The following is a 26215-nucleotide window of genomic DNA, read 5'->3' as shown; positions in this document are numbered from 1 at the left end:
CTTTTTGTCGCATATATCGTAAGCCCAATTTATCGAAATTGGGCTTTTTTATTTTTCTTTGACATATTTTTTAAAAAAGTTCTTTTTCTTAAAAAACGGTCATTTCTTATTCGTTCTGCTTAACTTTATTCACTTTTTTTTGTGTTCATTTTTTAAGGCCGGCAATTTATTGCCGCATTTACTTTCACTCGAGTGTTTTTTTCTAAATTAAACTAAAGGGAATTTTGCCCTTGTCGATAACCATTTACGAGAGAGCCAGTACATACAAGTTTGTTAAATACGATTTGTATGTTCTACAAATGAAACTAAATCACCGGAGTTAAGTCCGGCTTGCCAGCCACTGCTGGACTGAGAGTGTAGGAGAGACTATATGTCTATGTTCGTAAATACAAACGTATCGGCGCTAAACGCCCAGCGTCAACTATTCAATTCATCTAATTCATTAGATCAGTCGTTTGAAAGGTTATCTTCTGGTTTCAGAATAAACCGCGCTTCAGACGATGCTGCAGGTTTGCAAATCACTGACCGCATGACAAGTCAAATAAACGGACTAAATCAAGCTGTTAATAATGCGAACGACGCAATTTCATTAGCCCAAACCGCTGAAGGTGCACTAGGTGAAACTACTAGCTCGCTTCAACGTATACGTCAGTTAGCATCGCAATCACAAAACGGTATCAATTCACAAGCTGACCGTGATGCGCTTCAAAAAGAAGTGTCTGCGCTTAAAACTGAAATTTCTAGAATTTCAACAGATACCCAGTTTAATAAAACAGATATTCTTACCGGTGGATTTTCAGCAACATTCCTTGTTGGTGCTAACAGCGGACAGACTATTTCTATTGGCCTAAGTGCTCCAGGTAATGGTTTAGCAGGCTTTTCTGCAACAGGCCTAGCTATTGATACATTGTCTGTATCATCAGCTTCAGGTGCTTCTGCAGCGTTAGCGTTAATTGATACTGCATTATCTGCAATTGGTGGCGCTAGAGCCGACCTAGGTGCATTGACTAACCGTTTTCAATCAACTATTCGTAACTTATCGAATATCTCTGAGAACATGTCTTCTGCACGTTCACAAATCTTGGACACAGATTTTGCAACAGAAACAGCGAACTTAACGCGTAATCAGATTATCCAGCAAGCAAGTACTACGGTACTGTCGCAGGCTAATCAGCGTCCACAATCGGCGTTGCAGTTATTAGGTTAATCTAGTAGCTCCTTCTGAGACCCTACTGTTTGGGGAATGAAGCCAGGAGGTAGTACACTAGCTTTCCCTTGCCAAACAGCAGAGAGTCCGCTCACTCTCAAACCTAAGAGCGACTGGCCAGGTATATAATTTTATAGCCCTGGCCGCTTATTTTCCCTTCATTTTATATTTCTTTAGCGATAGTCCTAAAGCTTTTCGCGTGTCTGTACGATAACTATTTCAAGCAGAGCAAATAAAACAACTCAACACATAAGAATGTTAGCCTGCTACAAGCACTCCTTGCATAAGAGGCTAAAACGGCCCGCCAAACACTCGTCAAGAAAGTGACAGCAAGATTTAAGAAGTGCGCTAAGCCCTTAGTATAAATGGCTAGCAACCGTTAAGCGTCAGTAAGAGACGTAGCGTTAGGAAATGTTGAGAGTATTGTCAATTTGCTTGTATTTTAGCAATCCAATACCCCTCTAGTAACACCTTTTATGATTATTCATGCTTTGCGAGCGTTTGTCTTGCGGGATAAGTTTGCTTAAAAAAGCATGCAGATAAGAAGAGAAGGGCGTAACAGATATATGAAAGCTGAACTGCCAACTGACAAGTACAACGCCAGGAGGTAGTGTGAGGTATGAGGTCTGGAACATTATACCTACCAGTCAGCAATGAGCTTTCGCTCTGTTACAACTTACATGCTGCAAATCTCTAGTGAAGAGACTTGTGCATTTATCAGTAAAGCAACTACTAAAAGTAGCAAACTGACACAATAATATTTAAGCATGTAGCGTGCCAATAATTAGGCTCTGGTACGCAAATTGATAAATTGCCGAAAAAAAATATAAAAACGGCGCATAACTAAATCGTTAGGAGATTTACAATGTCTTTATTCGTCAATACCAACATATCGTCTCTCAGTACGAGACGCTATTTAAATGATACTACCAATAATTTGGATACTACCTTTGAGCGCCTATCGTCGGGCTTTAGGATCAATAGTGCCAAAGATGACGCTGCGGGCCTGCAGATTTCTGACCGCATGACGTCACAAATTATGGGGCTTGATCAAGCGGTTCGAAACGCTAACGATGGCATTTCGCTGGCGCAAACGGTTGAGGGTGCATTGCAAGAATCAACGACAGCACTGCAACGCATTAGAGTATTGGCGATTCAATCTCAAAACGGTATTAATTCAGCGGCCGATAGAAATGCTTTACAAAAAGAAGTGTCGGCCTTAAAAACAGAAATAAGCCGCGTAGCAGAAACGACACAATTTGCCGGCGTGGATGTACTAAGCGGCAACTATTCGGCTAAGTTTTTGGTCGGTGCGAATTCAGGGCAAACCATTAGCATTAATGTTTCTCAGCCGGCAGGTTTTGGGACTTCTGGCTTGTTTCCCGGTATTTCCTTGTCGGTATCTACGCCTTCAGCGGCATCAGCTGCGTTACTGGCAATAGATACGGCAATACAAGCGGTAGATGATAAACGGGCTGATTTAGGTGCGATTCAAAATAGATTTCAATCCACTATTCGAAACTTAACTAATGTGTCAGAAAATGTATCAGCTGCACGTAGTCGTATTCGCGACACTGATTTTGCTGCAGAAACCTCTAGTTTGACACGACTACAAATAATTCAGCAGGCAAGTACAACTGTTTTATCGCAGGCCAACCAGCGCCCGCAAGCAGCTTTAAGTTTATTACAAGGTTAATTTTAAAAAGGTAAAATGCCGACTAACAAAACTGAGAGTGTAGAAGTGCGGTTGAGAGGCCAGTACTTTCATGTTCTACAATCTTGCCAGTCGACTAAAACTTTGCTCCAACTCCTAACGTGAGCAATTTGGCCGAACCGCCCCACGGTTCGGCTTTTTTTATCTACGCAAATAAAATAAGTAACATCTTTATTGCTAAGAAATAGTGTTTTCGTTTCGGTCTTGCTAATTACTTTTGGGTTTGCAGACTTTATGCCAACTTTTATGTCATTTTAAATCTAACTCATTTCAATGAGTTCAATGCCCAGTCTTATGACCTGCAACAAAAACGTGGCGACTTTTTATTGTTCTTACTATTTACGTATGACTGCTAACTGGCAAAATCTGTCCTAGAATGGGTCCTTTATTTGCCGCTATCTTTAATTTCAACTCTCAGGCTTGGGCATCTTGCGCCCCTAATTCGTGTTTTTCCATCAATTAGCGCCACAGAATAGCATTTCACGCTAGGGTGGGGCGTAAAAATTATGCCCGAAAAACAATCTGTTATAGATAATTTATAGCTAAAATAAAAAAATCTTTAAAAAGGCCTAAAGAAAGTCAAGACGGCGTCGATACCTTTAGTTGAGGGGTAATGCGGTTTTTAATTGCAGAGCCAAATATGAGGTTGTTGATGTAAGCCTAGTGAACTTATATCAACATTAAAGAAAAGTAGAAACAAGATGAGCTCCTGCGTGTGCGCTCTCTCATATTCTTGTTTTTTATGGAGGTAGTAATGTCTATATTTGTTAATACTAATGTATCTGCGCTTAATGCACAGCGTCAATTATTCGACTCTACAAACGCACTAGATAAGTCTTATGAACGTTTATCGTCTGGATTTCGCATAAATTCAGCGAGTGATGACGCCGCGGGACTTCAAATTTCACAACGATTGACGGCGCAAATTGATGGTTTAGGCCAAGCAGTTAGAAACGCAAATGATGCTATCTCGATGACGCAAACCGCTGAAGGCGCTTTAGGTGAGACGACCAGCAACCTTCAAAGAATTCGCCAACTTGCTATTCAATCTCAAAACGGGATTAATTCTGCCGCCGATAGAAATGCGCTTAACGCTGAAGTTTCGGCCCTTAAAAACGAAGTGTCACGCATTGCGACCGATACTCAGTATAACGGAATAGATTTGTTCGATGGGTCATATTCGGCCAAGTTCTTAGTTGGCGCAAATAGCGGTCAAAATATCTCAGTCAATTTATCTGCAGGCAGTATTGCAACAGCAGGCTTCAGTGCTACGGGCTTAGGTTTAGCCGCATTGTCGGTGTCAACAACGGCGAATGCATCTGCAGCTGTTGCCACTATTGATGCCGCGCTTTCTGCAATAGGAGGCGTCCGTGCCGATTTGGGCTCTGCTGAGAACCGATTCCAATCTTCTATTCGTAATTTAAGTAATGTAAACGAAAATCTATCAAGTGCACGGTCACGGATCATGGATACTGATTTTGCTGCTGAAACGGCGAATCTAACTAAAAACCAAATTCTACAACAAGCGTCCATTGCAGTGCTTAGTCAGGCCTCAAATAGACCACAAACTGCTTTGTCTTTACTCGGTTAATAAGCATGTAAAAAGCTTGTTTTTTTACCCCATAAAAAGTTGCGTTGAACGGGCGGTTCACCAGTTGTTTTGGTGCAACCGCTCCTCCCTTTTAACGAGAGGTAATTATGGATATAGTTAATACCAAAATTGGGCAGAATATTGCCAAAGAAAGCGCCTCTGTCATTAATGAGAAAACCTTTGATACCAGTAGTATGGTCGGGTTATCTAGTGGTGTCAGTCAGTTCTCAAAAAGTGAAAATAGCCACATTATTCAGCAAGTTAAAAACGCTGAAAAATCACTTAGTCATTTAGCCGATAATGAGGCACTTCGAAGCGAGAATAAACGTAAAGTTATTTCCCAAAATGCCGATGATCTATTCAATGAGAAAAGTGTTAGCTTTTCTGAGTCATTAAGCAACATTAGTGAGTTGTTGCAAACAAATGGCACAGAACTTTCATTCAGTCTTGAAGTAAATAGTGAATCAAGTGCTGATAGGCCCATTATTATTGTGACTGACAAACAAAGTGGCAATGTAATACGGCAAATTCCTTCCGAGGAAGTACTAAAGTTTGCAGAGCGAATTAGCGAATTAGAGTCTGGCTCCATATCCTCCCTAGGATTAGTTTTGGATAAGCAGGCTTAAATATGAGGTAAAGTATGAGTATTCAATCATTGGGCGTAGGCTCAGGTTTAGATTTAGAATCATTAGTTGGGCAGCTTTTGGAAGCGGAACGCGGCTCCAAAACTCAACGATTGGATGCTCGTGACGAAACCTTACAAAATGAAATTTCGGCAATTGGTAGAGTAAAGTCAAAAATTGGCGAATTTGAAGATATTATTAAAGATTTACAGACCGAAGGGAACCTTAGCGGTCGTGAACCGACGATTGAAAATCCCTCTGAAGAAAACGACGTTCTTTCAGCAAACCCAACAAATGCAGCACTACCAGGTACCTATGAAATCGCGGTAACGCAACTCGCCCAAGGTAGCCGAATTGAAACCGCACGCGCCGATGCCGGTGGTTTCGCCAGTTCAAGTGACTCTGTATTAAGCGCAGGCACCGCAGACCTTACCTTTAAAATAGATGGTACAGACAATGAATTTTCAATTTCCGTAGAAGCTGGCACAACGCTGGCTGAATTGCGTGAATTAATTAACAACGATGAAAATAATTTTGGTGTACAGGCCAATATCATTAATACCGGTACGACAGGGGGCGGCGCTAAACTCGTCTTCACTTCAGATGTTACGGGGGATGGCAACGACTTACAGATTGTCAATACTAATGATGTCGCTGATTTTGCCAAATTAACCACCGAAACATCGTTCGGCGCCGCTAGTAATTTAAGTATCGAGCCAAATAATTCAGCAAAAAATGCCATCGCCAGCGTTGATGGTATTGAAGTGCAAAGCGATACTAATAAATTTGAAGACACCATTCAGAGTGTACGTTTTGATGTAAAAGAGTTGTCTGACAAAGACGCCAATGGTGATGCAATCGCGTCCAAATTAATCATTGGTTTTGACGCAGAAAATCTTGAAGAAAAAATAAATGAGTTTGTTGATAAGTTTAATGAACTCAGCGACGACCTTGACACACTTACCCGCTATGGTTCATCAGCCTTAGAAGAAGATGGCGTGCTTGCAGGGGATTCTACCGTTCGTGGTATTCGTTCAGGTTTTGCCAATATACTGGGTAGTAACGTAGCTGATTCAGCGATTGGTAGTTTGTTTGCATTGGGTATTGAATTAACCTCTGATGGCAAACTTGAAATAGGGACTGGTGACTTTGGTTTAGGGTCAGGCACAGACCGTCTAGAAAATGCCTTAAACGATGATTTTGATGACATCGATAAACTTTTTAATTCAGAGTCGGGGATTGCCACAAGGTTGCTCGAATTTGCAGAACAATTTACCAAATCATCAGGCATTTTAAGCACGCGCGAAGACTCCATTAGCGACTTACAAGATGTCGTAAGTACTGACCGTGAACGATTTGAAATTAGAATGATAAGTTACGAGCAAACGCTTCGAGACAGATATTTGAACTTAGATACTACCGTTGCCAGACTTCAGCGCACCGGTAGTGCATTATTTGCCGCATTAGGAAACTAGAATTATGTCATTGAAAGGAATTAATGCCTATAAAAAAGGCAGCTTAAAGCAAGATGTTGCTAGCGCAGATCCGCATCGATTAACCTTAATGTTAATGCAAGGTGCAATTGATAAATTGGCCTATGCAAAAGGTAGTATGAGTCGCAATGATTTAAAAGGTCGTTCTGATAATATTTCTAAAGCTACTGCTATTTTTATGAACTTGCGCGATACCTTGAATATAGATGTGGGAGGTGAGTTTGCCCATGGTTTGTTCAATCTTTATAACTACATGATAGACAAGCTGACCGAGGTCAATGTCGATAACGGCATCGCTATTATAGATGAGGTTATTGGCTTGTTTTCGCCCATCAAGGACGCGTGGGCCGCGATCCCTGAGCAGGCGAAAAAAGAAGCTTATGACATGTCACAACAAAAGCAACAAACGCTTAGTCCGTAAAGTGACGACGTTTTACTGCCCTCGATAGGATTTTGCCTTGAGTATACTCCCTGATATACAGCATCCATTGACCTCACTTGAATTAGCGAGTCTAAATCAAGCGCTTGACGATTTGTTGCAATCCAATCCTATCGATGACCTTGCCCTCCAAAAAATTATCGACAAACGTGCGAACTTGGTAGAGTCCTTGCTTACTACAATGGACGAACATACACGAAGATGTTTTGCCGCCTACGAACTTAAGTCAAATGACAAGATTATTGAGTCAGTTAATGCTCTGCGAAGCGTTAGCAAAATTGAATTAGGAAAAGTCAGCAAAGCATCTAAAGCCATAAAGAAATATCACCAAGTTTAATTTAACACTATGCTAAATGACATTAGGCTACACCTAGATGCTGACGAAGATAGGCAACGTCAGGCTGAGCACAATCTTGCAACAACAATCCATGCCTTACGCGACAAAAATATAGCTGCATTCAATCACTATGTACCTAGCGTTGGTCAGATTATACCGCAACTACCTTTTGACCGATTAAGCGTATTTGTTGATAAAGACGATGCAGTTAATATTGTCGATTTTCAGTCAGGTATTAGCCTCTATGGCGTAAATGTTGACGCTAATATTCAAACGCAGGCGTCTGCGTGGGCATATAATAGTGCTTTATTAGATGCGGTTTCGCCTGATGCTGGCATACAAATGCAAGCAAATAATGCGGGTAAATTTGATTTAGCCAGTAGGCAGAATTACGCCAAACAAGTACAAGCAAAGTGTCAGCAATCACCAATTGATACACTGGTATTGTTGGGCTTAGGTAAAGCATCACATCTTTCGCAGCTTCTAAATAAACGCTTTTCAAACCAAAGCGAAAATGACGCAGATGCAAACACTGTGAAAATGAATGCAAGTGACTCCACTGAACTTAATACAAGCGGATTAAAATATCTTGTTATTTACGAGCCCGATTGGGAAATATTTAGATGCTCGTTAAGCGTCTTTGATTGGGCTTCGTTGTTAGAAAAAGCAGCCCAAGTTCAGCTTCAGATTTTCTTTCGCATTGGCAGTGATATCGCTCAGATGTTTGATGAAATAGCTGAGTTAAATCAGGCTCTTGGTGCTCGCAATATGTTGTTCTATAAACATATTAATTTACCTATTTTTATGCAAGTTGTGGCCGCAATTCAACAAGGTAAATGGGGGCGTTCGGCGGTTCAAATTCAAGCTAATCAAAAAGGACATCAGTTTCATCACCTAAACGTATTTTCAGCAAGTCCTGCATCTTCGTACGCAGCTACAAGCGAACAGGCTGAATTATTTAAAAGCAATATGGCTTTATTTGCTGAATATTTCCCAGATATACATGCCTCCTTTGCGTCTTATACGCCGAGGTGCTGGGAAACAGTTTATAACGCCAAAGCAGATGTCATTAATATGCTCAATACCGAGCATGGAAGCTTTTATTCCAGCACCCAGCCACGTATAGAAGCCCAAGCATTGAGTGAACACTTTATTCACTATCCCAACTTAGACGGACTGGTTTTTGGTTATGCCGGTGACAAGTTGAGGCACTATCTACACAACACTTTTATCAGACAAGCTGATATGCTTTTGCGTGAAAATGAAGAGCAACAAGGTGAGTTACCAAGTAAGGTAAAAGCTTTGATGGTATTTGGACTTGGCAATGGCTACATGCTTGAGAGCCTCAATAAGAAACATCATATTCAGAACTTAATCATTTGTGAGCCTAATCCAGACTTTTTTTACGCGGCCTTACATGCGATTGATTGGTCGCCTATTTTTGCCCAAGTCAACGAAGGTGAATATAAACTCTACATAAATATTGGCGAGGCTAGCTCGCGTTTGTTTAAAGACTTAATGTCACAGTTTTTAGGCTTAGGACCGCATTTGTTGAACGAAACCTTCATCATGCAAGCTTATCACAATCCAATGTTGCACCAAGTAATGAGCGAAGTGCGCCAGCAATTGCAGGTGATTTTTGCCATGGGTGAAAATTTTGACCATGTAGCTTATGGCATTGCACATACGATCAGGGCGCTACAGAATAAAGTGCCCGCCTTACGTTTCAATCCAAGTCAGTACCTTGGGCATGCCCACAAACAAACACCGGTATTTTTTATAGGAAATGGTCCGTCTTTAGATAAGAGCATCAGTCTTATTAAAGAGCATCGTGAAAGAGTGATTGTGGTTAGTTGTGGTACTGCTTTGCAAGCATTATACAAAAACGGCATCACGCCAGATTTTCATGGTGAGGTTGAACAAAATAGAGCTAACTTTGATTGGGCATCACGTATTAATGACCGCGCTTATTTAAAGAAAATAACCTTGCTTAGCGTAAACGGAATACACCCTGACACAAGTAGTTTGTACAAAAATGTATTAATAGCTTTTAAATCGGGTGAGTCTTCTAGCCATGCACTATTAGCTATGTTTCCCCCTGATAGCTTTCATTGTTTAGATCACGCCTATCCTACCGTGACGAATATGGCGATGAGCTTCTTTTTATCGTTAGGCTTTGAGCAATTGTATTTAATTGGGGTGGATTTAGGTTTTGCTGACCAATCAAAACATCACAGTAGCGCTTCGGGTTACTATGAAAATGGAAAACAAATTTACGATTACAAAAGCGTACATGCCGCCGATATGCGCGTAAAGGGCAATCGTCAAGATTGGGTCTTTACCAAAACCGAATTTAATATTTCGCGCATGATAATCGAGCAATTGCTACAAGACATTGGTCCAACTAAAGCAAGGGTAGAGTGCTATAATTTGTCTGATGGTGTTTTTATTGAAGGAACATTACCACTTGATCCCGACGACGTATTGGTAATGACTGATGCACAACAGAAACACAGTACTATCTTAGCTTTTGAAGATTGCTTTATGTCGCTGCATTCAGACCTAAACGCCATGTTAGCGAAGGCTTATCAAAGCAAATTATTGACTAAGCAGTTTGCGTCATTAAAAATATTGTCTGATACGCCCTTGCATACGAAAGCTGATGTGGTCAGTTTAATTGACGAATTTAGCGCATTATTGATGGCAGCAAAACGTAAAGGCAAGTCTTTATTCTTTTATTACTTCTTTAATAGTATAAATTACTTAAATGCTGCCTTAAGTAAGGCTAATTTGCAGTCTGATGAAACACTCGCACTACAAGCGAGTCAGCGTTTATTGAAAAACTGGCGAGTGTTTTTACACGACGCCCAAGATATGTTGAACAAGCAGTTTAGTTTAATCGACACCGCTGAAGCCTTTGGCGAAAAACGTGAGGCTTTTTTGATTGCCACTTGTCCAATCGTTAGCTGTGTTTGTGCAGACAACGATACCTTTATTCGTATCAATCGCTATCTAGAAAGTACACCTAACAAGGCGATTAGTTTGCACAAAGATTTAAGCACGCTCGATAGCACTTTTCACGAAAGGCCGGCATTATCGCCTTTGGTGATAATCGTTTCAGACTATGAAGACGCCGCTAAGTATGTCGCAAGCCTGAACGCTAACCATCAGCTTAATGGGCACGAGCAAGCTATTGCTTTGCTTTTTAATTGCTTTGAGTCACTTGAAGAGTTTGCTGTAAAGCAAGATGAAGCAGCTAAGTCATTGTGTTTAATGTACTGCCCAGGTTTGCTTAATAAAGAAAGTGTTGAAGATGTTTATAAAGGTCTAGACGCCGTATTTAGTGACGAAGAATTTTGCCACTTCGTTCAGTCTCGCGGTCAAGACATTGGCAAATATTCACTTATCATCGCCAAGCCGAGATTTAGTGATAGTGGCCTTAATAATGTGCGTTTGTATAATGAAACAAAGGCTAACATGAAGCAAGAAGAGGGCGCTTTATATACTTCAAGCATGAACAAAGAGACAAATGTAAAAAGCACTGAATCGTCAGTTCACAAAAATGAATATGAGTCGCTTTCAGTCGCCGTAATAAACCATCGTATTATTCAACGCATCCCTGCAAAACCTGATGTACGTGCTTATATGTTCAAGCAGTATATTGGATTTACAAAAGCATCTAGCCAAGAAAATCCTTCACTAAGCATGCTCGATAGTCTTGAAAATAGAGGTTTGCTTATGAATCGCCCACCTTTTGATTTTGAGCTATTAGGACCTTGGCACACTGAAGATAAACTTAAGGCCTTGATGGAGGCCTAAGGGCTTACTTTTGCAATTAATCACCTCAAGGCAAAAGTATCGTCAACAATACGCTTTTCTTGCTTAGCAAGTTTAGTTTTTGTTAATGACTTTGGTGTGAATTAAGGCCATAAAAACACACACTTTTAATTGCTTATGATTGATTGTTAAGGCCATTATGGCAGTCCAATGTTCTCATTTTGTTAATTATTTCATAGGAAACAGCCTTTTTCTTGGGCTATTTACACATTTTTGCTGTTATCGATCCCACTTTTAGATAGTATTAAAGGTGTTGATTCTAAAACCTATGCATCAAATAAAATAAAAATGGGGCAGTATGAGCGAAATTCTTGTTGTTAGCGACAGTCAAACCCGCAAACATAATCTACAAATCATTTTGACTTTTCTTGGCGAAAATACACATATTTGTGAGTACAGCGAATGCCTAGAAGTGATCGCTGGCAGTAACTCTTGGACTGCTATTTTGATAGATGGTGAAGTCCCCGAAGTCGCTGAAGACGTGATTGAGAAATTTCCAGAAAGCCCCTTTATTAATATCGGCTTTCAGTTAAGCGGTGAGCGAGAGTTTAAAAACTTGATAGGTTCGTTGTATGAACCCATTACCTATCCAAGCTTACAAGAGCTCCTTGATAAAAGCGTCGACTACCATAAAGCGAACCGTCCACTTTCGTCATTAGTTACCGGTAAAACCAAACTGTTTCGTAGCTTGGTAGGCAACAGTAAAGGGATAACGGACGTACGTGAACTCATCGAACAAGTTGCCCCAGTAGAAGCAAATGTATTAATTTTAGGTGAGTCAGGTACAGGCAAAGAAGTAGTAGCGCGTAATATTCATTATATGTCTAAACGCCAAAAAGGCCCTTTTGTACCAGTAAATTGCGGAGCAATCCCAGGGGACTTACTTGAAAGTGAGCTGTTTGGTCATGAAAAGGGCGCGTTTACCGGTGCCATTAGTGCGCGTAAAGGACGCTTTGAATTAGCCGAAGGCGGAACCTTATTCTTAGATGAAATTGGTGATATGCCGCTGCAGATGCAAGTTAAGTTATTACGCGTATTACAAGAGCGAATTTTTGAACGCGTTGGTGGCGCTAAAACTATAAAATGCGATGTCAGAATTATTGCCGCTACCCACAGAAACTTAGAAGAAATGATTTTAGAAGGTGGTTTTAGAGAAGATTTATACTATCGTTTAAACGTATTTCCAATTGAAACGCCGGCCTTACGCGAACGTGCTCAAGACATTCCCTTGTTGCTACAAGAATTAGTCACACGCTTAGAAAACAACAAACAATCGCCAGTACGTTTTACGCAGCAAGCAATGTCGTCGTTAATGCGTCACCGCTGGCCTGGTAACGTCAGAGAGTTGTCTAACTTAGTAGAGCGCTTGTCTATTTTGCACCCATCTCAGGTCGTAGATATTCATCATTTACCGCATAAATATCAGTTTGATGAAAACGGTCAACCAAATACTGAAAACGAAAATGAAAGCGATATTAGCGTGAATGAGCAACAAGAGCGTGACGCAATTACCGCCATGTTTAAGTATGAGGGCACAAGTCAGCTGATATCTGATGCGCAACCCGACACGAATTCTGTTGACGCAAACTTGCCCGCCGATGGTGTTAATCTAAAAGAATATTTGTCAGATTTAGAAATAAATATGATCAAACAAGCCTTAGACCAACAAGATTGGGTGGTAGCAAGGGCTGCAGACCAATTAGGGATGCGCAGGACCACGCTTGTAGAAAAAATGCGTAAATATGAAATTGCACGTGCTGAAAAAGCAGATGGTCAATAATTTGAACAGCTTGTCAGTAAATTGACATAGTGAAATTACATAAACCATTGATATAAAACAGTTTAATTTTGGCATGAGCCATGCATTAGCCAGTGTATTGAAGTACAACGCACTGGTTTTTTTATGTTGGTATCTGTTCCAAAAAATGAAGTTAGATTAAATACAGGTGAGCATCGCAAAAGCGACACTCTCACTTCTGCGCCGGTAAAACTTGCGGTATTGCGCAATCAAGTTGACGCCAAGCAAAATAATAAAGAACAAACCCCAGACAACCATCAACGTTTTTCACACCTGCTTTCTATTATGCCAGCCGGTGTTTTGGTCTTAGACAAAAAAGGCGTCGTTTCGCTTGCTAACCAACAAGCAATTAATCTTTTAGGTGAACCAATAGTAGGCGAAGCATGGCGAGATGTAATAAGTCGCGTTTTTGCACCTAAAGAAGATGATGGCCATGAAGTTTCTATGACCAATGGCAAAAAAGTAAAAATTGATATATCCCCATTGACCGAAGAAAAAGGTCAATTAATCGTGATTACCGACCTTACCGAAACCCGCGAATTACAAAGTAGAGTCGGGCATATGCAACGTTTATCTTCGCTTGGTAAAATGGTTGCTTCATTAGCTCATCAAGTACGAACGCCTTTATCCTCAGCACTTTTATATGCAGAAAACTTAAAAGCAATGCCTTTGCAAAATGAAATGGCATCACGGTTTAGTGAAAAGTTGACGCTTAGGCTCAGAGAGCTCGAATCCCAAGTTAACGATATGCTGTTATTTGCGAAAAGCTCCGATCAACAAATTGTTTCAACACTAGGTGCGCGAGACATAATGGAACAGTCGCTAGCGCAGACCGAAGCACAGCTAAGACAAGCAAATGTATTGGTACATAATGTCAACGACAGTAGAGCTGAGCCAAGCTTAAGTTGCACTCATCAAAACGCCGATATGCTTCAACAAACTCCCCAGGTGCTGGGTAATTTAACGGCCATTACTGGCGCTATCACAAACCTTATTTCAAACGCAATGCAGGCTTTAGAGCAGCAAAAGAATGCATCAAATACAGATATTAGTAATGCAAGCGGTGCTGACCAAGCGCAAATCTGGTTGAGCCAAACTATCGAGAATTCGGACCAACAAGAATATTGTGTATTTACCGTTGCAGATAACGGCAAGGGCTTAGCATCTAAAGACATCAATCATTTGTTCGAACCCTTTTACACCACAAAGTCCCAAGGTACAGGCTTAGGACTTGCAGTTGTAAACACGGTAGCAAAGTCTCATAAGGGCTTTGTTAAATGCGGTAATAATGAACACGGCGGTGCTTATTTTTCTTTGTATATTCCAACGCATAAGCCCAATAAATCAGAACTTCCATCATTTGCTAGTGCAGCATTAGCAAGCCAAAATAAATCAACAGGAGTGCCCCATGAGTAAAACCAAAATACTGATAGTCGAAGACGATCACGGGCTAAGAGAAGCCTTAGTAGACACTTTATTATTGGGCGGATACCAAGTAACTCCGGTTGAAAGTGCACAAAGTGCAATGGTTAAACTTACCGAAAGTCAGTTTGATTTAGTGGTCAGTGATATTCAAATGGAAGGCATGAATGGTTTGTCTTTATTAAAGAGTGTGAAAAATAAATACCCTAATTTACCTTTCGTATTGATGACCGCTTACGCTAATGTGAACGACGCGATTCAAGCTATGCGAGATGGTGCGACTGACTATCTTTCTAAGCCTTTTGCGCCGCAAGTTTTATTAAATTTGATTGGTCGTTATGCGCCTGCACAAAAAGTAGAGTCACGCACGCCAATAGCCGGTGACGAATCGAGTATTAACTTACTCAATTTAGCCAGTAAAGTTGCAGCGTCTGATGCTACCGTGATGGTGCTAGGTCCAAGCGGCTCGGGTAAAGAGGTTTTGTCTCGCTTTATACATGACCAATCAAGCCGCCGAGATGCGCCTTTTGTGGCTATCAACTGCGCTGCAATTCCTGAAAACATGTTAGAAGCGACCTTGTTTGGTTATGAAAAAGGGGCTTTTACCGGCGCTATTCAAGCCTGTCCGGGCAAGTTTGAGCAAGCCCAACAAGGCACCATTTTACTAGACGAAATAACAGAAATGGATTTGTCATTGCAAGCAAAACTGTTACGTGTATTACAAGAGAGAGAAGTAGAGCGCTTAGGTGGCCGAAAAACTATTTCACTTGACGTACGCGTTGTAGCAACAAGTAACCGAGATTTAAAAGAAGCGGTTGCCCAAGGTAAATTTAGAGAAGATTTATACTACCGCTTAAATGTATTCCCTATTACTTGGCTGCCATTACATCAGCGTGTTGGCGATATTATGCCGTTAGCGAAGCATTTGTTAAGCCATCATTTGGTGAACATAAAAGGTAAAGTTGCTACAACAGTACCTGAATTTACTGCCAGTGCAGTACATAAATTAACAACGCACACTTGGCCTGGGAATGTGCGTGAGCTAGAAAACGTCATTCAACGGGCACTTATTTTGACCAATGGTCAGGTAATTGACAGCAGCGATTTGTTGATAGAGCCAGATAGTCAACAAATTTTTGACTCTGGTCAGTCATTTAATCCTCAAGTAAATAATCTCGACGACGATAAAAGTTTACTGGGTTCAGAATTGCGCTTGCAAGAACATCAAATAATTTTGGATGCCTTGCAGACCTACAACGGCAAACGCAAAGACGTTGCAGAAAAGCTCGGTATTAGCCCGCGTACGCTACGCTATAAATTAGCGAAAATGCGCGAAAGTGGCATAGATCTTCCATCATAAGATGTGTCGCTGCGAGATAGTCAAATTACTAACTCGCGCCCAAGAATTTAGTTCGTTTTACTTGGTATTAGCAACTTTTTGTAACGCCGAAGGCGTAAACCGAAAGACAGGTAAAAAGACAAAGTATGAAGAACCCTCCCGTTTTTTGTAAGCAGTCAGACAGGATGTCGAACCTATTGCCGCCCACCCTATGGGCGGTTTTTTTTGTTCAAAAATACCTCTTAGTTTCTTTGTTGGCTAATAATTGCCGCCAATTACGATAACTTGCCATGTAAATCTCACCTTGGCATTGTCTTTGCTTAACTTACTGCATACAGCGCAAAAGAGTCATAAATACAACGATATTTCGTTATTGTGACCTTTCAAAATATTAAGAGGTTTACGTATGGACATCAAAGCAAACGCCCTATACCAAGAAATGCAGGCGATGGCGTCTCAAATTACAGGGTCGTCAGACACTTTAACGCGCATTGAAAAAAGTCCCGGAGCGGGTCAATTTGCTGACATGTTAGGTCAGGCCATCGACAATGTTAATGGGATGCAAAGTGAATCTCGTTCAGTACAGACCCGTTTTGATATGGGCGATCCAAATTTAAGCTTAGTAGACGTAATGGTAGCTAAAGAGAAATCATCCATTGCCTTTGAAGCGACCGTGCAGGTGCGCAACAAGTTACTTGAAGCATATAAAACAATAATGAACATGCCGGTATAATAGGAAGTTACGCACATGGCTGAAGCGACAAGCACAGATTTAACGGTTCAAGATGACAATGAATCGACAGAAATGGCCCCAGCAGGCAAAACTCAGCTGCTCGATACATTAACTAATCCAGAAACCATCCGCCAAGTAACAATGATAGTAACTATTGTTATCTGTGTGGCCATCGCCATATTTATCTTTATTTGGTCCAAAGAACCTACTTACCGTCCTTTAGTGCAAATGCCGCCGCAAGAGATGATTGAAACTCTGGATCATCTTGACCTAAACCAAATACAGTACAAGATTGAAGGCAATACCATATATGTTTTAGACAGTCAGTTTAAAGACGTTAAATTAGGTATGGTTCGTCAAGGTATTAGCAATGAAAGTAGCGCGGGTACCGACATTATCATGAAAGACATGGGCTTTGGTGTAAGCCAACGCGTTGAAATGGAACGTTTAAAGCATGCTCGTGAGCAACAAATAGCACGTACCATTGAGACTATGGATTCAGTCGCAAAGACTAACGTGTTATTGGCTATTCCTAAAGAAAACGTGTTTGCAAGACGCGAATCGAAAGCAAGTGCAACTGTGGTGGTGACTGCGCGAAAAGGCGCTTATTTGTCGGGTGAAGAAGTAGATTCTATCGTCGATATAGTTGCTTCTGCGGTGCAGGGAATTGACCCGTCTAGGGTGACGGTAACCGATAGCAACGGCAGGTTATTAAATTCAGGTTCTGCAGATTCTGTGAGCTCTCGAGCAAGAAAAGAATATGAGGTTGAAAGAACCCGCGAAATGCAATACTTGGAAAAAATAGATTCCATTTTAATACCCGTTCTTGGCAGAGATAATTATACCGCAACGGCAGACGTCAGTATGGATTTTACCTCTGTTGAACAAACTCAGCGTCGCTATAACCCCGACATGCCAGCGGTACGCAGTGAAATGATATCCGAACAAAACTCTGTTGGTGGTGTTATTGCGGGCGTGCCTGGAGCGTTAACTAACCAGCCTCCAGCCGATGCAAATATACCTGAAGAGGCCAGCGGCGGGGTTAACGCAACTCCCGTGCCTGGCAATAGCAGCAAAGAATCTACGCGTAATTACGAACTAGATACCACTATTAGCCATACTAAAAATCAAACTGGCATTATTCGCCGTTTAAGCGTTTCTGTCGCCGTTGACCACATGAATACTGTAGACGCTGAAGGGGCGGTCGTTTCAACGCCCTTATCGCAACAAGAATTGCTCAATATAAGACGCTTACTACAAGGCGGCGTGGGCTTTGACGTTACGCGTGGTGACTCACTTGAAGTGGTTAGTATTCCTTTTAATCGCATTGATGTTAGTTCGATAAAAGAGCCAGCGATATGGGAACAACCGTGGTTTATGTCGATTTTCAAGTTGTTCTTGGGTGCCAGCGTCATTATCGTGCTTATCTTGGCAGTAGTGCGGCCAATGCTGAAAAAACTTATCTTCCCAGATGGCGGTTTTGTTGATAACGATATTGATGATTCAGATTTAGATTTAGGCAACGAGGCGATGGATGTCTTAAGTGATGACTTTGACGAAGCGAAAGTAGGCTTCTCACCCGATGGATCGCTAATGTTACCTAATTTACACCGAGATGAAGATGTCTTAAAAGCAGTACGCGCTTTGGTTGCAAATGAACCTGAACTATCGGCACAAGTTGTGCGCGGATGGTTGCTTGAAGACGAATAGGAAAAATCATGGCTGAAAACGAATTAGAAAAACAAGAAATTCCAGAATACGACGTTGGTAAATTAGACGGTATCGAAAAAGCGTCTATTTTATTGCTCAGTTTGTCTGAAGATGATGCTGCACAAATATTGAAATTTTTGGAGCCCAAACAAGTACAAGTATTGGGTTCTGCAATGGCTGCAATGGACGACATGACGCAGAACAAAATTTCAGCGGTGCATAAGCACTTTATTGAAGAAATCCAAAACTACTCAACCATTGGCTTTAAGAGTGAAGATTTTGTTCGTCGAGCATTGGTTTCGGCGCTTGGCGAAGACAAGGCCGCCCATTTACTTGACCAAATATTGGCGGGTTCAGGTGCCAAAGGACTCGAATCACTTAAATGGATGGATTCAAAGCAAGTTGCCAATATTATCCGCAATGAGCATCCCCAGATCCAAACGATTGTTATGTCATATTTAGAGCCAGAGCAATCTGCTGAAATATTGGCCCAGTTCCCAGAAAAAGTCAGATTAGACTTGCTAATGCGTGTTGCTAACTTAGAAGAAGTTCAGCCTGCAGCACTGCAAGAATTAAATGAAATCATGGAGAAACAATTTGCGGGTCAAGCGGGTGCTCAAGCTGCCAAAATGGGCGGCATGAAGTCCGCGGCAAATATTATGAACTACTTAGACACCAATATAGAAGGTCAACTGATGGAAGCCATCAGAGAACAAGACGAAGAAATGAGTCAGCAAATTCAAGACTTGATGTTTGTATTTGACAACCTTATTGATGTTGATGACCGCGGAATTCAAGCGATTTTACGTGAAGTTCAGCAAGAAACATTAATGCGAGCCATCAAAGGTGCTGATGATAACTTACGTGACAAAATCACCGGTAACATGTCCAAACGAGCAGCAGAAATGCTCATTGATGATATTGAAGCAATGGGACCAGTTAGACTTAGTGAAGTAGAAACTGCACAAAAAGAAGTACTATCCATTGCCCGGCGTTTAGCTGATGCAGGCGAAGTTGTGCTGGGTGGGTCTGGCGGCGAAGAGTTTGTATAAGCATTCGCTTTATAAGTAGCAATAGGATGAAAAAGCAGCACTATGTCCGATAGCAGAGATTCAAGCTTTGACGAAGCCCAATTATGGAACTTGCCTTCAGTAGATGACGAGCAAGCCAAATTGGATACCAAAACCGATGCGCTGAATCGACCAAGAAACCGCTGGAAGTTTGAAGCACCTGAGCAAGAAGAAGAGGTAAAACCGTTAACCGCACAAGAAATTGAAGCGATTAGAGCGGCAGCTTATCAAGAAGGGCTTGTTAGTGGTCATGAAGAAGGCTTTGCAAAAGGCCAGGCAGAAGGTTTAGAAGCAGGTAAAGAACAGGGTAATATAGAAGGCAAAGAGCAAGGACTTGCCGAGGGCTTAGCAGAAGCGAAAGATAAGATTGCTGAACAATTATCTGTGTTGTCAGCATTAATCGACAACCTAAAAGCCCCAGCAGAACAAATTAACGATGACGTAAAAAATGAACTGGTGATATTAGCCACAAGTTTAGCAAAAGCCGTTATCAAGACCGACGTACAACAAAACCCTGACATTATAGTGAGCGCGATTGCTCAGGGAATTAAAACCCTTCCTTTAAATGAAGCCCGTTATCAAATCACCCTAAACCCCGAAGACATTGCTATTGTAAACGAGCACTTTGGTGAACAACATATAAGTGACTCGGGTTGGCAATTAATAGAATCACCAGAATTAGCGCGCGGTGGATGCCAGATAAATACCACCAACAATGCTGTGGACGTTTCAATTGAGCGCAGAAGCGAACAAGTTTTCTCCCAATTACTACTCAATCAAGGTCTAGCTGATGACCCTCGCACTCGCTGAAAAAATTAGAGCCATTAACGAAACCGTTTATACAAGTCAGTCGGTCAGTGCGGGCAAATTGGTCCGCGGGGTCGGCTTAACGCTTGAAGCTGTAGGTTGCCAAATACCGGTGGGTGGCAGAGCCTTGGTGCAAACACTGCAAGGTAGAGTTGAAGCGGAAGTTGTGGGTTTTGCCGGTGAGATTACTTATCTCATGCCTACAGAATCGATTAAAGGTATTGTGCCAGGTTCATTTGTAGAGCCTATTTCAAGTGATGCCGGTTTAGCTGTTGGCGAAGCGATGTTAGGACGCGTAATTGACGCAAACGGCGCACCGCTTGATGGTTTAGGTCCTATTAACACGACGCACCGAGTGTCAACACATCCAGCGCCAATCAATCCGCTTACTCGCAAAGCTGTCAACACTCATCTAGATGTTGGTGTACGCGCCATCAACGCCATGATTACCGTTGGTAAAGGTCAGCGAATGGGCTTATTTGCTGGTAGTGGTGTGGGTAAAAGTGTTCTTTTAGGAATGATGACGCGAGGCACTACAGCCGATGTTGTTGTGGTTGGTTTAATTGGGGAACGTGGACGAGAAGTTAAAGAATTTATAGACGATATACTGACCAGTGAAGAGCGGAAAAAAGCAGTAGTGGTTGCTGCTCCTGCAGATACTTCACCATTAATGAGACTAAAAGGCAGTGAAACCGCGGTTACCATTGCTGAATATTTTAGAGACCAAGGCAAAAATGTATTGCTGCTGGTTGATTCTTTGACGCGTTATGCCATGGCCCAGCGTGAGATTGCCTTGGCAATTGGCGAACCTCCCGCAACCAAAGGCTATCCACCTTCTGTTTTTGCCAAGTTACCAGCGCTAGTTGAAAGGGCAGGAAACGGCACTGCATTGCAAGGGTCAATTACGGCTTTTTATACGGTGCTAACTGAGGGCGATGACTTACAAGACCCGATAGCTGATGCAGCCCGCGCAATTCTAGATGGCCATATTGTATTGTCACGAGAGTTGGCGGATTCAGGTCATTACCCTGCAATTGACGTAGAGTCATCAATTTCGAGGGTTATGCCACAAGTGGTAAGTGAGCAGCACGACAAGCAAGCGCGTTCAATTAAGCGGGTATATTCAACCTATCAACAAAACAAAGATCTGATCAACATTGGCGCTTATGCGCGAGGAAGCGATCCAAATATTGATTTATCAATATCGGCAGCGCCGGCGATTGCGGCCTTTTTGCAACAAAGCGTAAAACAGATTGTTGATATGGACACTACACTCGAGACCGTCAGCACCTTGGCCTCTGGAATCGAGTCGGCTTCGGGCGCTAATAGAGGTGCTCGTTGAGCAGCATCAAGCAACTTATGTTAGTTGCCGAGGTTGAACTTAAAAGAGAGCAACACTTTGCACGGCAATATCAAGAAGCAAACGCGCATCTGCAAGCCAACCAACAAAAACTGTCAGGCCTTGAACGCTATAAACTCGACTACCTGCATGGCATTCGCGTGAAAGCCGCGAAGGGAATTGGCGCAAAATCAATGAACCAATATCACCAGTTTATATCGCAATTAGACAAAGCCTGTGAACAACAAGTTCACGTGATAAACCAATCGGTATTGGTTGCTGACCAGCGCAAACGCCAGTGGTTAGCACAACAACAAAAGCACAAAGCTATTGTGCATTTAATAGGCGTAAAAAAGCGCCATGCCCAAGCCGCAGAAAACAAGCTCGAGCAAAAGCTATTTGACGAAATCGCAACCCAACGAGCAAGCAGAAAACCTAGCTACCTCTAAGTCCAAGACCTAATTCCAATTACGCCGAAATACAACAAGTAAACAACTACCACTGCTTGAACAAGCAGATATACCACACTACAAATATACAAAAACCGCGGAAGCCTAAATTTGCGTGCAATAAATACAGAGTAAATTGCCCACACTGTTGCAATAAACATCAGTAACGATGTTAGCCACAAAGCTAATGAATAAAAGCCAATATGCCCAAGCCTTTCGATTGGCGATGCCATCCCTAAGCCCAAAAAGAGTAAAAACAAGACAACACTCCAACACGCGAGCGAAAGCTTCAAACGAAAACGCACGGCGCGAGTTGCAGACAAGGCATCATCTGGGTTGCTAAACTTGCCGCGTAAATATTGAATTGGCCAAAATAGACTATGTAAAATCATGGTCAACAATAATATGCCCCAAATTAGCAATACGGTTTTATCTAGCCATGCGTTGATTGCTGAAATTGGCACAAATACTCTATCACCATAATGGATTACTTTTTCGGCGATGGGATCTTCACCTAACTTAAGTACTTCCTCACCTTTCTCATTTTGCCAAGTATCATTGCCCTGATAGCTTAGTTGACGCTTCCACCCTGGCGGAAAGACGCTAGTGAAAACAGCACTATTCCCTTTTATCTGTAGACGATATGCTGAAACTAAGCGTTCAACAAAAAAGCGTTTTTGCAAGCGCGGGTTTTGGTAGCGGTAGTAGCCTGACATATTTTCCCACTGCGTGGAAACATCTGCAGTGTTTGGAGTTTGTGTATTAAAACCTTCGGCTAAATGCGTGCTAATAGCTGTCACAATTTCGCGAAAAGCGCGTCCATTTTCGCTGTTTTGTAATACCACAAAACCAACCTTGTGCTTTGGCGAATAGGAAAGTTCTGACAACCAACCTGGTAGGGAACCATCATGGCCTCGATAACGAACACCATCGTAATAACGCGCATAGTTAAATAAGCCATAACCTGCAGCAAACTCGCCTACATTGCTTGTATGTGAATACTCCATTCTTTTAATTGTACTAGGTTGCAGAAATACATCGCCGCTATCTTTTACACGCCCACGATTTATAAACAACGTGGTTAATCTAGCCATGTCTTCCAAGCTCATTACTAAAGCGCCTGAAGGTCTAAACAGAATGTTTTTATGTACGACCGCCTTACCGTTTTTATAACCTACAGCGCTATTTTCATGCGGTTCTGAATAGCTTGCGCTTTTCATTTCTAAAGGCGTAAAAATATGTTGCTGTACATAACTATAAAAGCTCTGACCTGTTTTCTTTTCAACAATTAGCGCAGCGACTGTAGCTGCCGCATTACTATAAGCATGACGCGTGCCGGGTGGCCACCTTGATTCCCTATTGTTAGGATTTACATTTAAGGTCGCTGTTAGATCAAGAGGGGGCTGATTATTGTAAGCAAACTCTTGCAACGATATTCCATCCCATCCCGTGGTACTTTCAAGCACGTGTTTTAGCTGTAAGGGGTGACTAGCTGCCCACTTATTTTTAAAAGCTAAATCCGGTAGTAAATCAGAAATATTATCATCAAGATTTAGTTCACCGGCTTCAACTAATTGCATAATGGCAATGCTAACTATCATTTTACTAATTGATGCAATGCGGTATTGGGTAGACAGTTCTGCTTTACTATGCGCCTCTTTATTGGCCATGCCATAAGCTTGCATATGTGTAGGTTGCCCATCAACGAACACGGCAAAGGCAACAGAAGGGATGTTATATTTCTTTATAATGTCTTGAATGTTTGAATCTAATTTAGTGAGTGCATCGGTTTGAGTTGGAGATTGCGCAAACGCGATATTGGCTGAAAAGCTTATTAGGCATAAAGCAAATATAGCTACTTTTTTACCCAGCATAGTTGCTAGGCGCAATGCTATAAAATTAAAAATACAGGTCACAATGGTCTTTCCTTAGTTAGTTTTATAATTGACCTTATTAGTTCTAAGCTTTGCCTTAGCAAAAGCCAACGAAAGTTTTGTGATATATAGTAAAGCTGTGCAACAATACGATGTTAACAAACGTTAACTAATTATAAGTCACTGTTTTATGGTCAATAATAATCAAAAAAAGCATGTATATATTTTCGGTGAATATAGATTAAATAGTTTAAGTGAGCGGCTGAGCTACCAAAACGAACACATAAAAGTAGAACCACAACAGTTTAATTTATTGCTTTTACTCGTCTCAAATTACGGCAATGTAGTGACCCGCCAACAAGTACAAGATGCGGTATGGGCAGGCAGGCCAGTCAGCGATGAAGCCATTAGGGTTGCGATTAAAAAGCTCCGCGATATTTTTAACGATGATGCGAAAGCGCCTCGTTTTGTTAAAACGCTACCTCGGCAAGGGTATAGATGGTTAGCTCCTGTAGAGATTGAAAAAAACGCGGAACCTACGAAACAAGGCCGTCGATTTCTCCGCAGGGCTTTACTACTGTTCATCATATTGTTGTTACTAGGGGCAAGTTTGCATGCAATTTGGCCTCAACTTTTTTCTAAGACGCTTTCAACAAAATCCCCCAAAAATCACAGTAGCGATGTGAGTGTGACCTTATTAACTTCGCTTCCAGGTTCTGAGATTTATGCAGACTTTCACCAAGCACAAAATAAGCTTGCCTTTTTGCATCGCGATGCTAGAAACAGCCCACAACAACTCTACCTTAAGTATTTAAACAGCGGCTTAGTGCAGCGTTTAAGTTGGGATGATGCAAACTATAGCAATGGAGCATGGTCAAAAAATGGCAAGCGTTTAGCCTTTAATAGGCATAGCGACAATGAACAAAGCATGCATATTGCTGAATTTGACGAGTTTGGCGACATACTTGATGTAAAAACACTCAACAATCCACAACTAGCAGACAAGTTTGTTATTGAATGGACCCACGACCAATCCGGTTTGATACTGTCACACGAGATGCGGCCAAACCGTCAACATAGCATCTATGAATATTCGATTGAAAACGATAGTTTAAAAGCGATTTCCAATCCGAATGTTGCGGGTCGTGGCGATTACTTTGCGAAACAGTCTCACGATGGCAGCAAGCTTGCTATTTTACGAGAAGTAGGTAAACAACAAGTATCGTTATTGGTTTTAGAAAAGCAAACAGGCAGTATGTTAGTCAATAAAGTGTTGCCGTTTCAGGCGAGCAAACTAGCATGGCAAACAAATGATCAAGCGATTATTTTAAGTAGTTTTTTTGGGCAAAATAGTCGCTACATATTGAACACGGATTATTTCGAACATTCTCCAAGCCTGCCGCCAAATAGCTTAGATGTGTTTAATAGTTGTGGTGAACGCTGCTATATTCTGCGCCAACATAACGGCAATTTCCTCGATATTCAAGAAACACCCCTTGCGCTATTGAAGGCAAGAATTGCGGCTAAAAATCAATCTATTGATGGTAAACTCAATAGCATATCGAGCGAGCCGATTATTGAAAGCGGGAGATTGTTTAAGCTTTCAGGTGCAGAAGACTTTCCTCGCTATTTGCATGACAAAAGTAAAGACGACAATTTCTCTAAAAGTGCCCTAGTGTATGTTTCATTGCTTGATAAAGAGCTTGTGTTTAATAAGTTTAACGCCAACGGCCAAATAGACACTTTAGGCAAGCTTGAGGGTACTTTTCAACTCAGTGCTATAGCGGTTTCTGCTGATGCTAGTAAGTTAGCAGGGATAGCCGATGGGCGCTTATTTTTATTAAGTACTGAGGCTGTTTCTTCAAACCCCGTATTTTTAACAAACGCGCTTGAACGCGTTGACAACCCAAGCTGGCATAGTAATAACAGGCATATCTACCTGACCAGTATGTCAGAAAATTTACCATCTATTATTTTGTATGACACACAAACAAATGAGCGCCGCGCTGTCATTTCAGGTTTTGCCGCATTCCAAGCAATTGACGAAAATTCCATGCGCGCAGTGGGTGTTGATATAAAAGGTATGGCTTGGCTGTTAGAGAACAAAAATGATAAGTGGCAAAAAATGCGCGCTCTAACACAGTTAACGTCACCCAGTCTGCATAATTTCAAAGCTATTAACGACACATTGTATTTCTCAAAGAACCAAGGTCGAGAGGCCCAGTTGTGTATGCTGGCCTTAAGTTCGCTAGGGGCGGAGACTGAGCCAGAATGTGCATCAACGGGGCAAAACCGCTTTCGGCTTAGCTTTGATGTTCACCCCTCACATGAAAAAGTATTATTGGTAGAATCCCTTGGCGCACAAAGCAATATTATAAAAATGCAATGGTGATGGATTTAGTTAATTAATCTCTATTTAGGAGTATCTCATTG

Annotated in this window: 19 protein-coding genes; 18 read left to right on the top strand and 1 reads right to left on the bottom strand. The window is 41.6% G+C overall.

Translation table 11 applies throughout. The annotated features are described in order from the left end of the window. Positions 1-370 precede the first annotated feature (370 nt). The 17 genes from AC0L6H_RS18865 to fliJ all read left to right on the top strand — a co-directional run bounded on the left by AC0L6H_RS18865 (position 371) and on the right by fliJ (position 21908). Positions 371-1207, top strand: a complete 837-nt coding sequence (locus tag AC0L6H_RS18865; RefSeq protein WP_473390803.1) for a flagellin N-terminal helical domain-containing protein — start codon at positions 371-373, stop codon at positions 1205-1207. 865 nt (positions 1208-2072) lie between these two features. Then, positions 2073-2903 (top strand): flagellin N-terminal helical domain-containing protein, encoded by an 831-nt coding sequence (locus tag AC0L6H_RS18860; protein ID WP_473390802.1) that lies wholly within the window; start codon positions 2073-2075, stop codon positions 2901-2903. 772 nt (positions 2904-3675) lie between these two features. Further along, complete coding sequence (locus AC0L6H_RS18855) at positions 3676-4512, top strand: flagellin N-terminal helical domain-containing protein (RefSeq protein WP_473390801.1); 837 nt, start codon at positions 3676-3678, stop codon at positions 4510-4512. 107 nt (positions 4513-4619) lie between these two features. Continuing rightward, positions 4620-5138 carry a flagellar protein FlaG gene (locus AC0L6H_RS18850; protein WP_473390800.1) on the top strand — a complete coding sequence of 173 codons (519 nt, stop codon included), beginning with the start codon at positions 4620-4622 and terminating at the stop codon, positions 5136-5138. Between the two features lie 14 nt (positions 5139-5152). Next, complete coding sequence (fliD, locus tag AC0L6H_RS18845; RefSeq protein ID WP_473390799.1) at positions 5153-6610, top strand: flagellar filament capping protein FliD; 1458 nt, start codon at positions 5153-5155, stop codon at positions 6608-6610. A gap of 4 nt (positions 6611-6614) precedes the next feature. Further along, positions 6615-7049 (top strand): flagellar export chaperone FliS, encoded by a 435-nt coding sequence (gene fliS / locus AC0L6H_RS18840; protein WP_473390797.1) that lies wholly within the window; start codon positions 6615-6617, stop codon positions 7047-7049. Between the two features lie 37 nt (positions 7050-7086). Next, positions 7087-7404, top strand: a complete 318-nt coding sequence (locus AC0L6H_RS18835; protein ID WP_473390795.1) for a hypothetical protein — start codon at positions 7087-7089, stop codon at positions 7402-7404. A gap of 9 nt (positions 7405-7413) precedes the next feature. After that, positions 7414-11223, top strand: a complete 3810-nt coding sequence (locus AC0L6H_RS18830; protein ID WP_473390794.1) for a motility associated factor glycosyltransferase family protein — start codon at positions 7414-7416, stop codon at positions 11221-11223. Positions 11224-11539: 316 nt separating this feature from the next. After that, a complete protein-coding gene (locus AC0L6H_RS18825; protein WP_473390793.1) occupies positions 11540-13021 on the top strand; it encodes a sigma-54 dependent transcriptional regulator in 1482 nt (493 codons plus the stop codon). Positions 13022-13144: 123 nt separating this feature from the next. Then, the gene (locus AC0L6H_RS18820) at positions 13145-14455 is read left to right on the top strand and encodes a sensor histidine kinase (protein ID WP_473390791.1); all 1311 of its coding nucleotides are present in this window, start codon (positions 13145-13147) and stop codon (positions 14453-14455) included. Beyond that, positions 14448-15821 carry a sigma-54-dependent transcriptional regulator gene (locus AC0L6H_RS18815; RefSeq protein WP_473390790.1) on the top strand — a complete coding sequence of 458 codons (1374 nt, stop codon included), beginning with the start codon at positions 14448-14450 and terminating at the stop codon, positions 15819-15821. The genes AC0L6H_RS18820 and AC0L6H_RS18815 overlap by 8 nt, the downstream gene beginning before the upstream one ends. A 385-nt stretch (positions 15822-16206) precedes the next feature. Next, positions 16207-16533: a flagellar hook-basal body complex protein FliE gene (gene fliE, locus AC0L6H_RS18810; protein ID WP_473390789.1), complete on the top strand. Its 327-nt coding sequence runs from the start codon at positions 16207-16209 to the stop codon at positions 16531-16533. Positions 16534-16548: 15 nt separating this feature from the next. Beyond that, complete coding sequence (gene fliF / locus AC0L6H_RS18805) at positions 16549-18243, top strand: flagellar basal-body MS-ring/collar protein FliF (protein ID WP_473390788.1); 1695 nt, start codon at positions 16549-16551, stop codon at positions 18241-18243. A gap of 8 nt (positions 18244-18251) precedes the next feature. Then, positions 18252-19295, top strand: a complete 1044-nt coding sequence (gene fliG / locus AC0L6H_RS18800; protein ID WP_473390787.1) for a flagellar motor switch protein FliG — start codon at positions 18252-18254, stop codon at positions 19293-19295. Between the two features lie 42 nt (positions 19296-19337). Further along, positions 19338-20123 (top strand): flagellar assembly protein FliH, encoded by a 786-nt coding sequence (gene fliH / locus AC0L6H_RS18795; RefSeq protein WP_473390785.1) that lies wholly within the window; start codon positions 19338-19340, stop codon positions 20121-20123. Then, entirely contained in the window at positions 20104-21462 is a 1359-nt protein-coding gene (fliI, locus tag AC0L6H_RS18790) for a flagellar protein export ATPase FliI (RefSeq protein ID WP_473390784.1), read from the top strand. Before fliH ends, fliI begins: the two co-directional genes overlap by 20 nt. Then, positions 21459-21908: a flagellar export protein FliJ gene (gene fliJ / locus AC0L6H_RS18785; protein WP_473390783.1), complete on the top strand. Its 450-nt coding sequence runs from the start codon at positions 21459-21461 to the stop codon at positions 21906-21908. Before fliI ends, fliJ begins: the two co-directional genes overlap by 4 nt. Here the strand turns inward: fliJ and AC0L6H_RS18780 are convergent. Then, positions 21905-23824, bottom strand: coding sequence for a serine hydrolase domain-containing protein (locus tag AC0L6H_RS18780; RefSeq protein WP_473390781.1), 1920 nt, complete (start codon positions 23822-23824; stop codon positions 21905-21907). The genes fliJ and AC0L6H_RS18780 overlap by 4 nt on opposite strands. Before the next feature lie 148 nt (positions 23825-23972). On the opposite strand from AC0L6H_RS18780, the gene AC0L6H_RS18775 reads away from it, so the two are divergent. Next, positions 23973-26174, top strand: a complete 2202-nt coding sequence (locus tag AC0L6H_RS18775) for a winged helix-turn-helix domain-containing protein (protein WP_473390780.1) — start codon at positions 23973-23975, stop codon at positions 26172-26174. Positions 26175-26215: the final 41 nt, after the last annotated feature.

The organism is Glaciecola sp. G7-5, assembly GCF_055808975.1.
The sequence above is the reverse complement of the archived record's forward strand: the minus strand, read 5'-3'. Positions and strand labels throughout refer to the sequence as shown.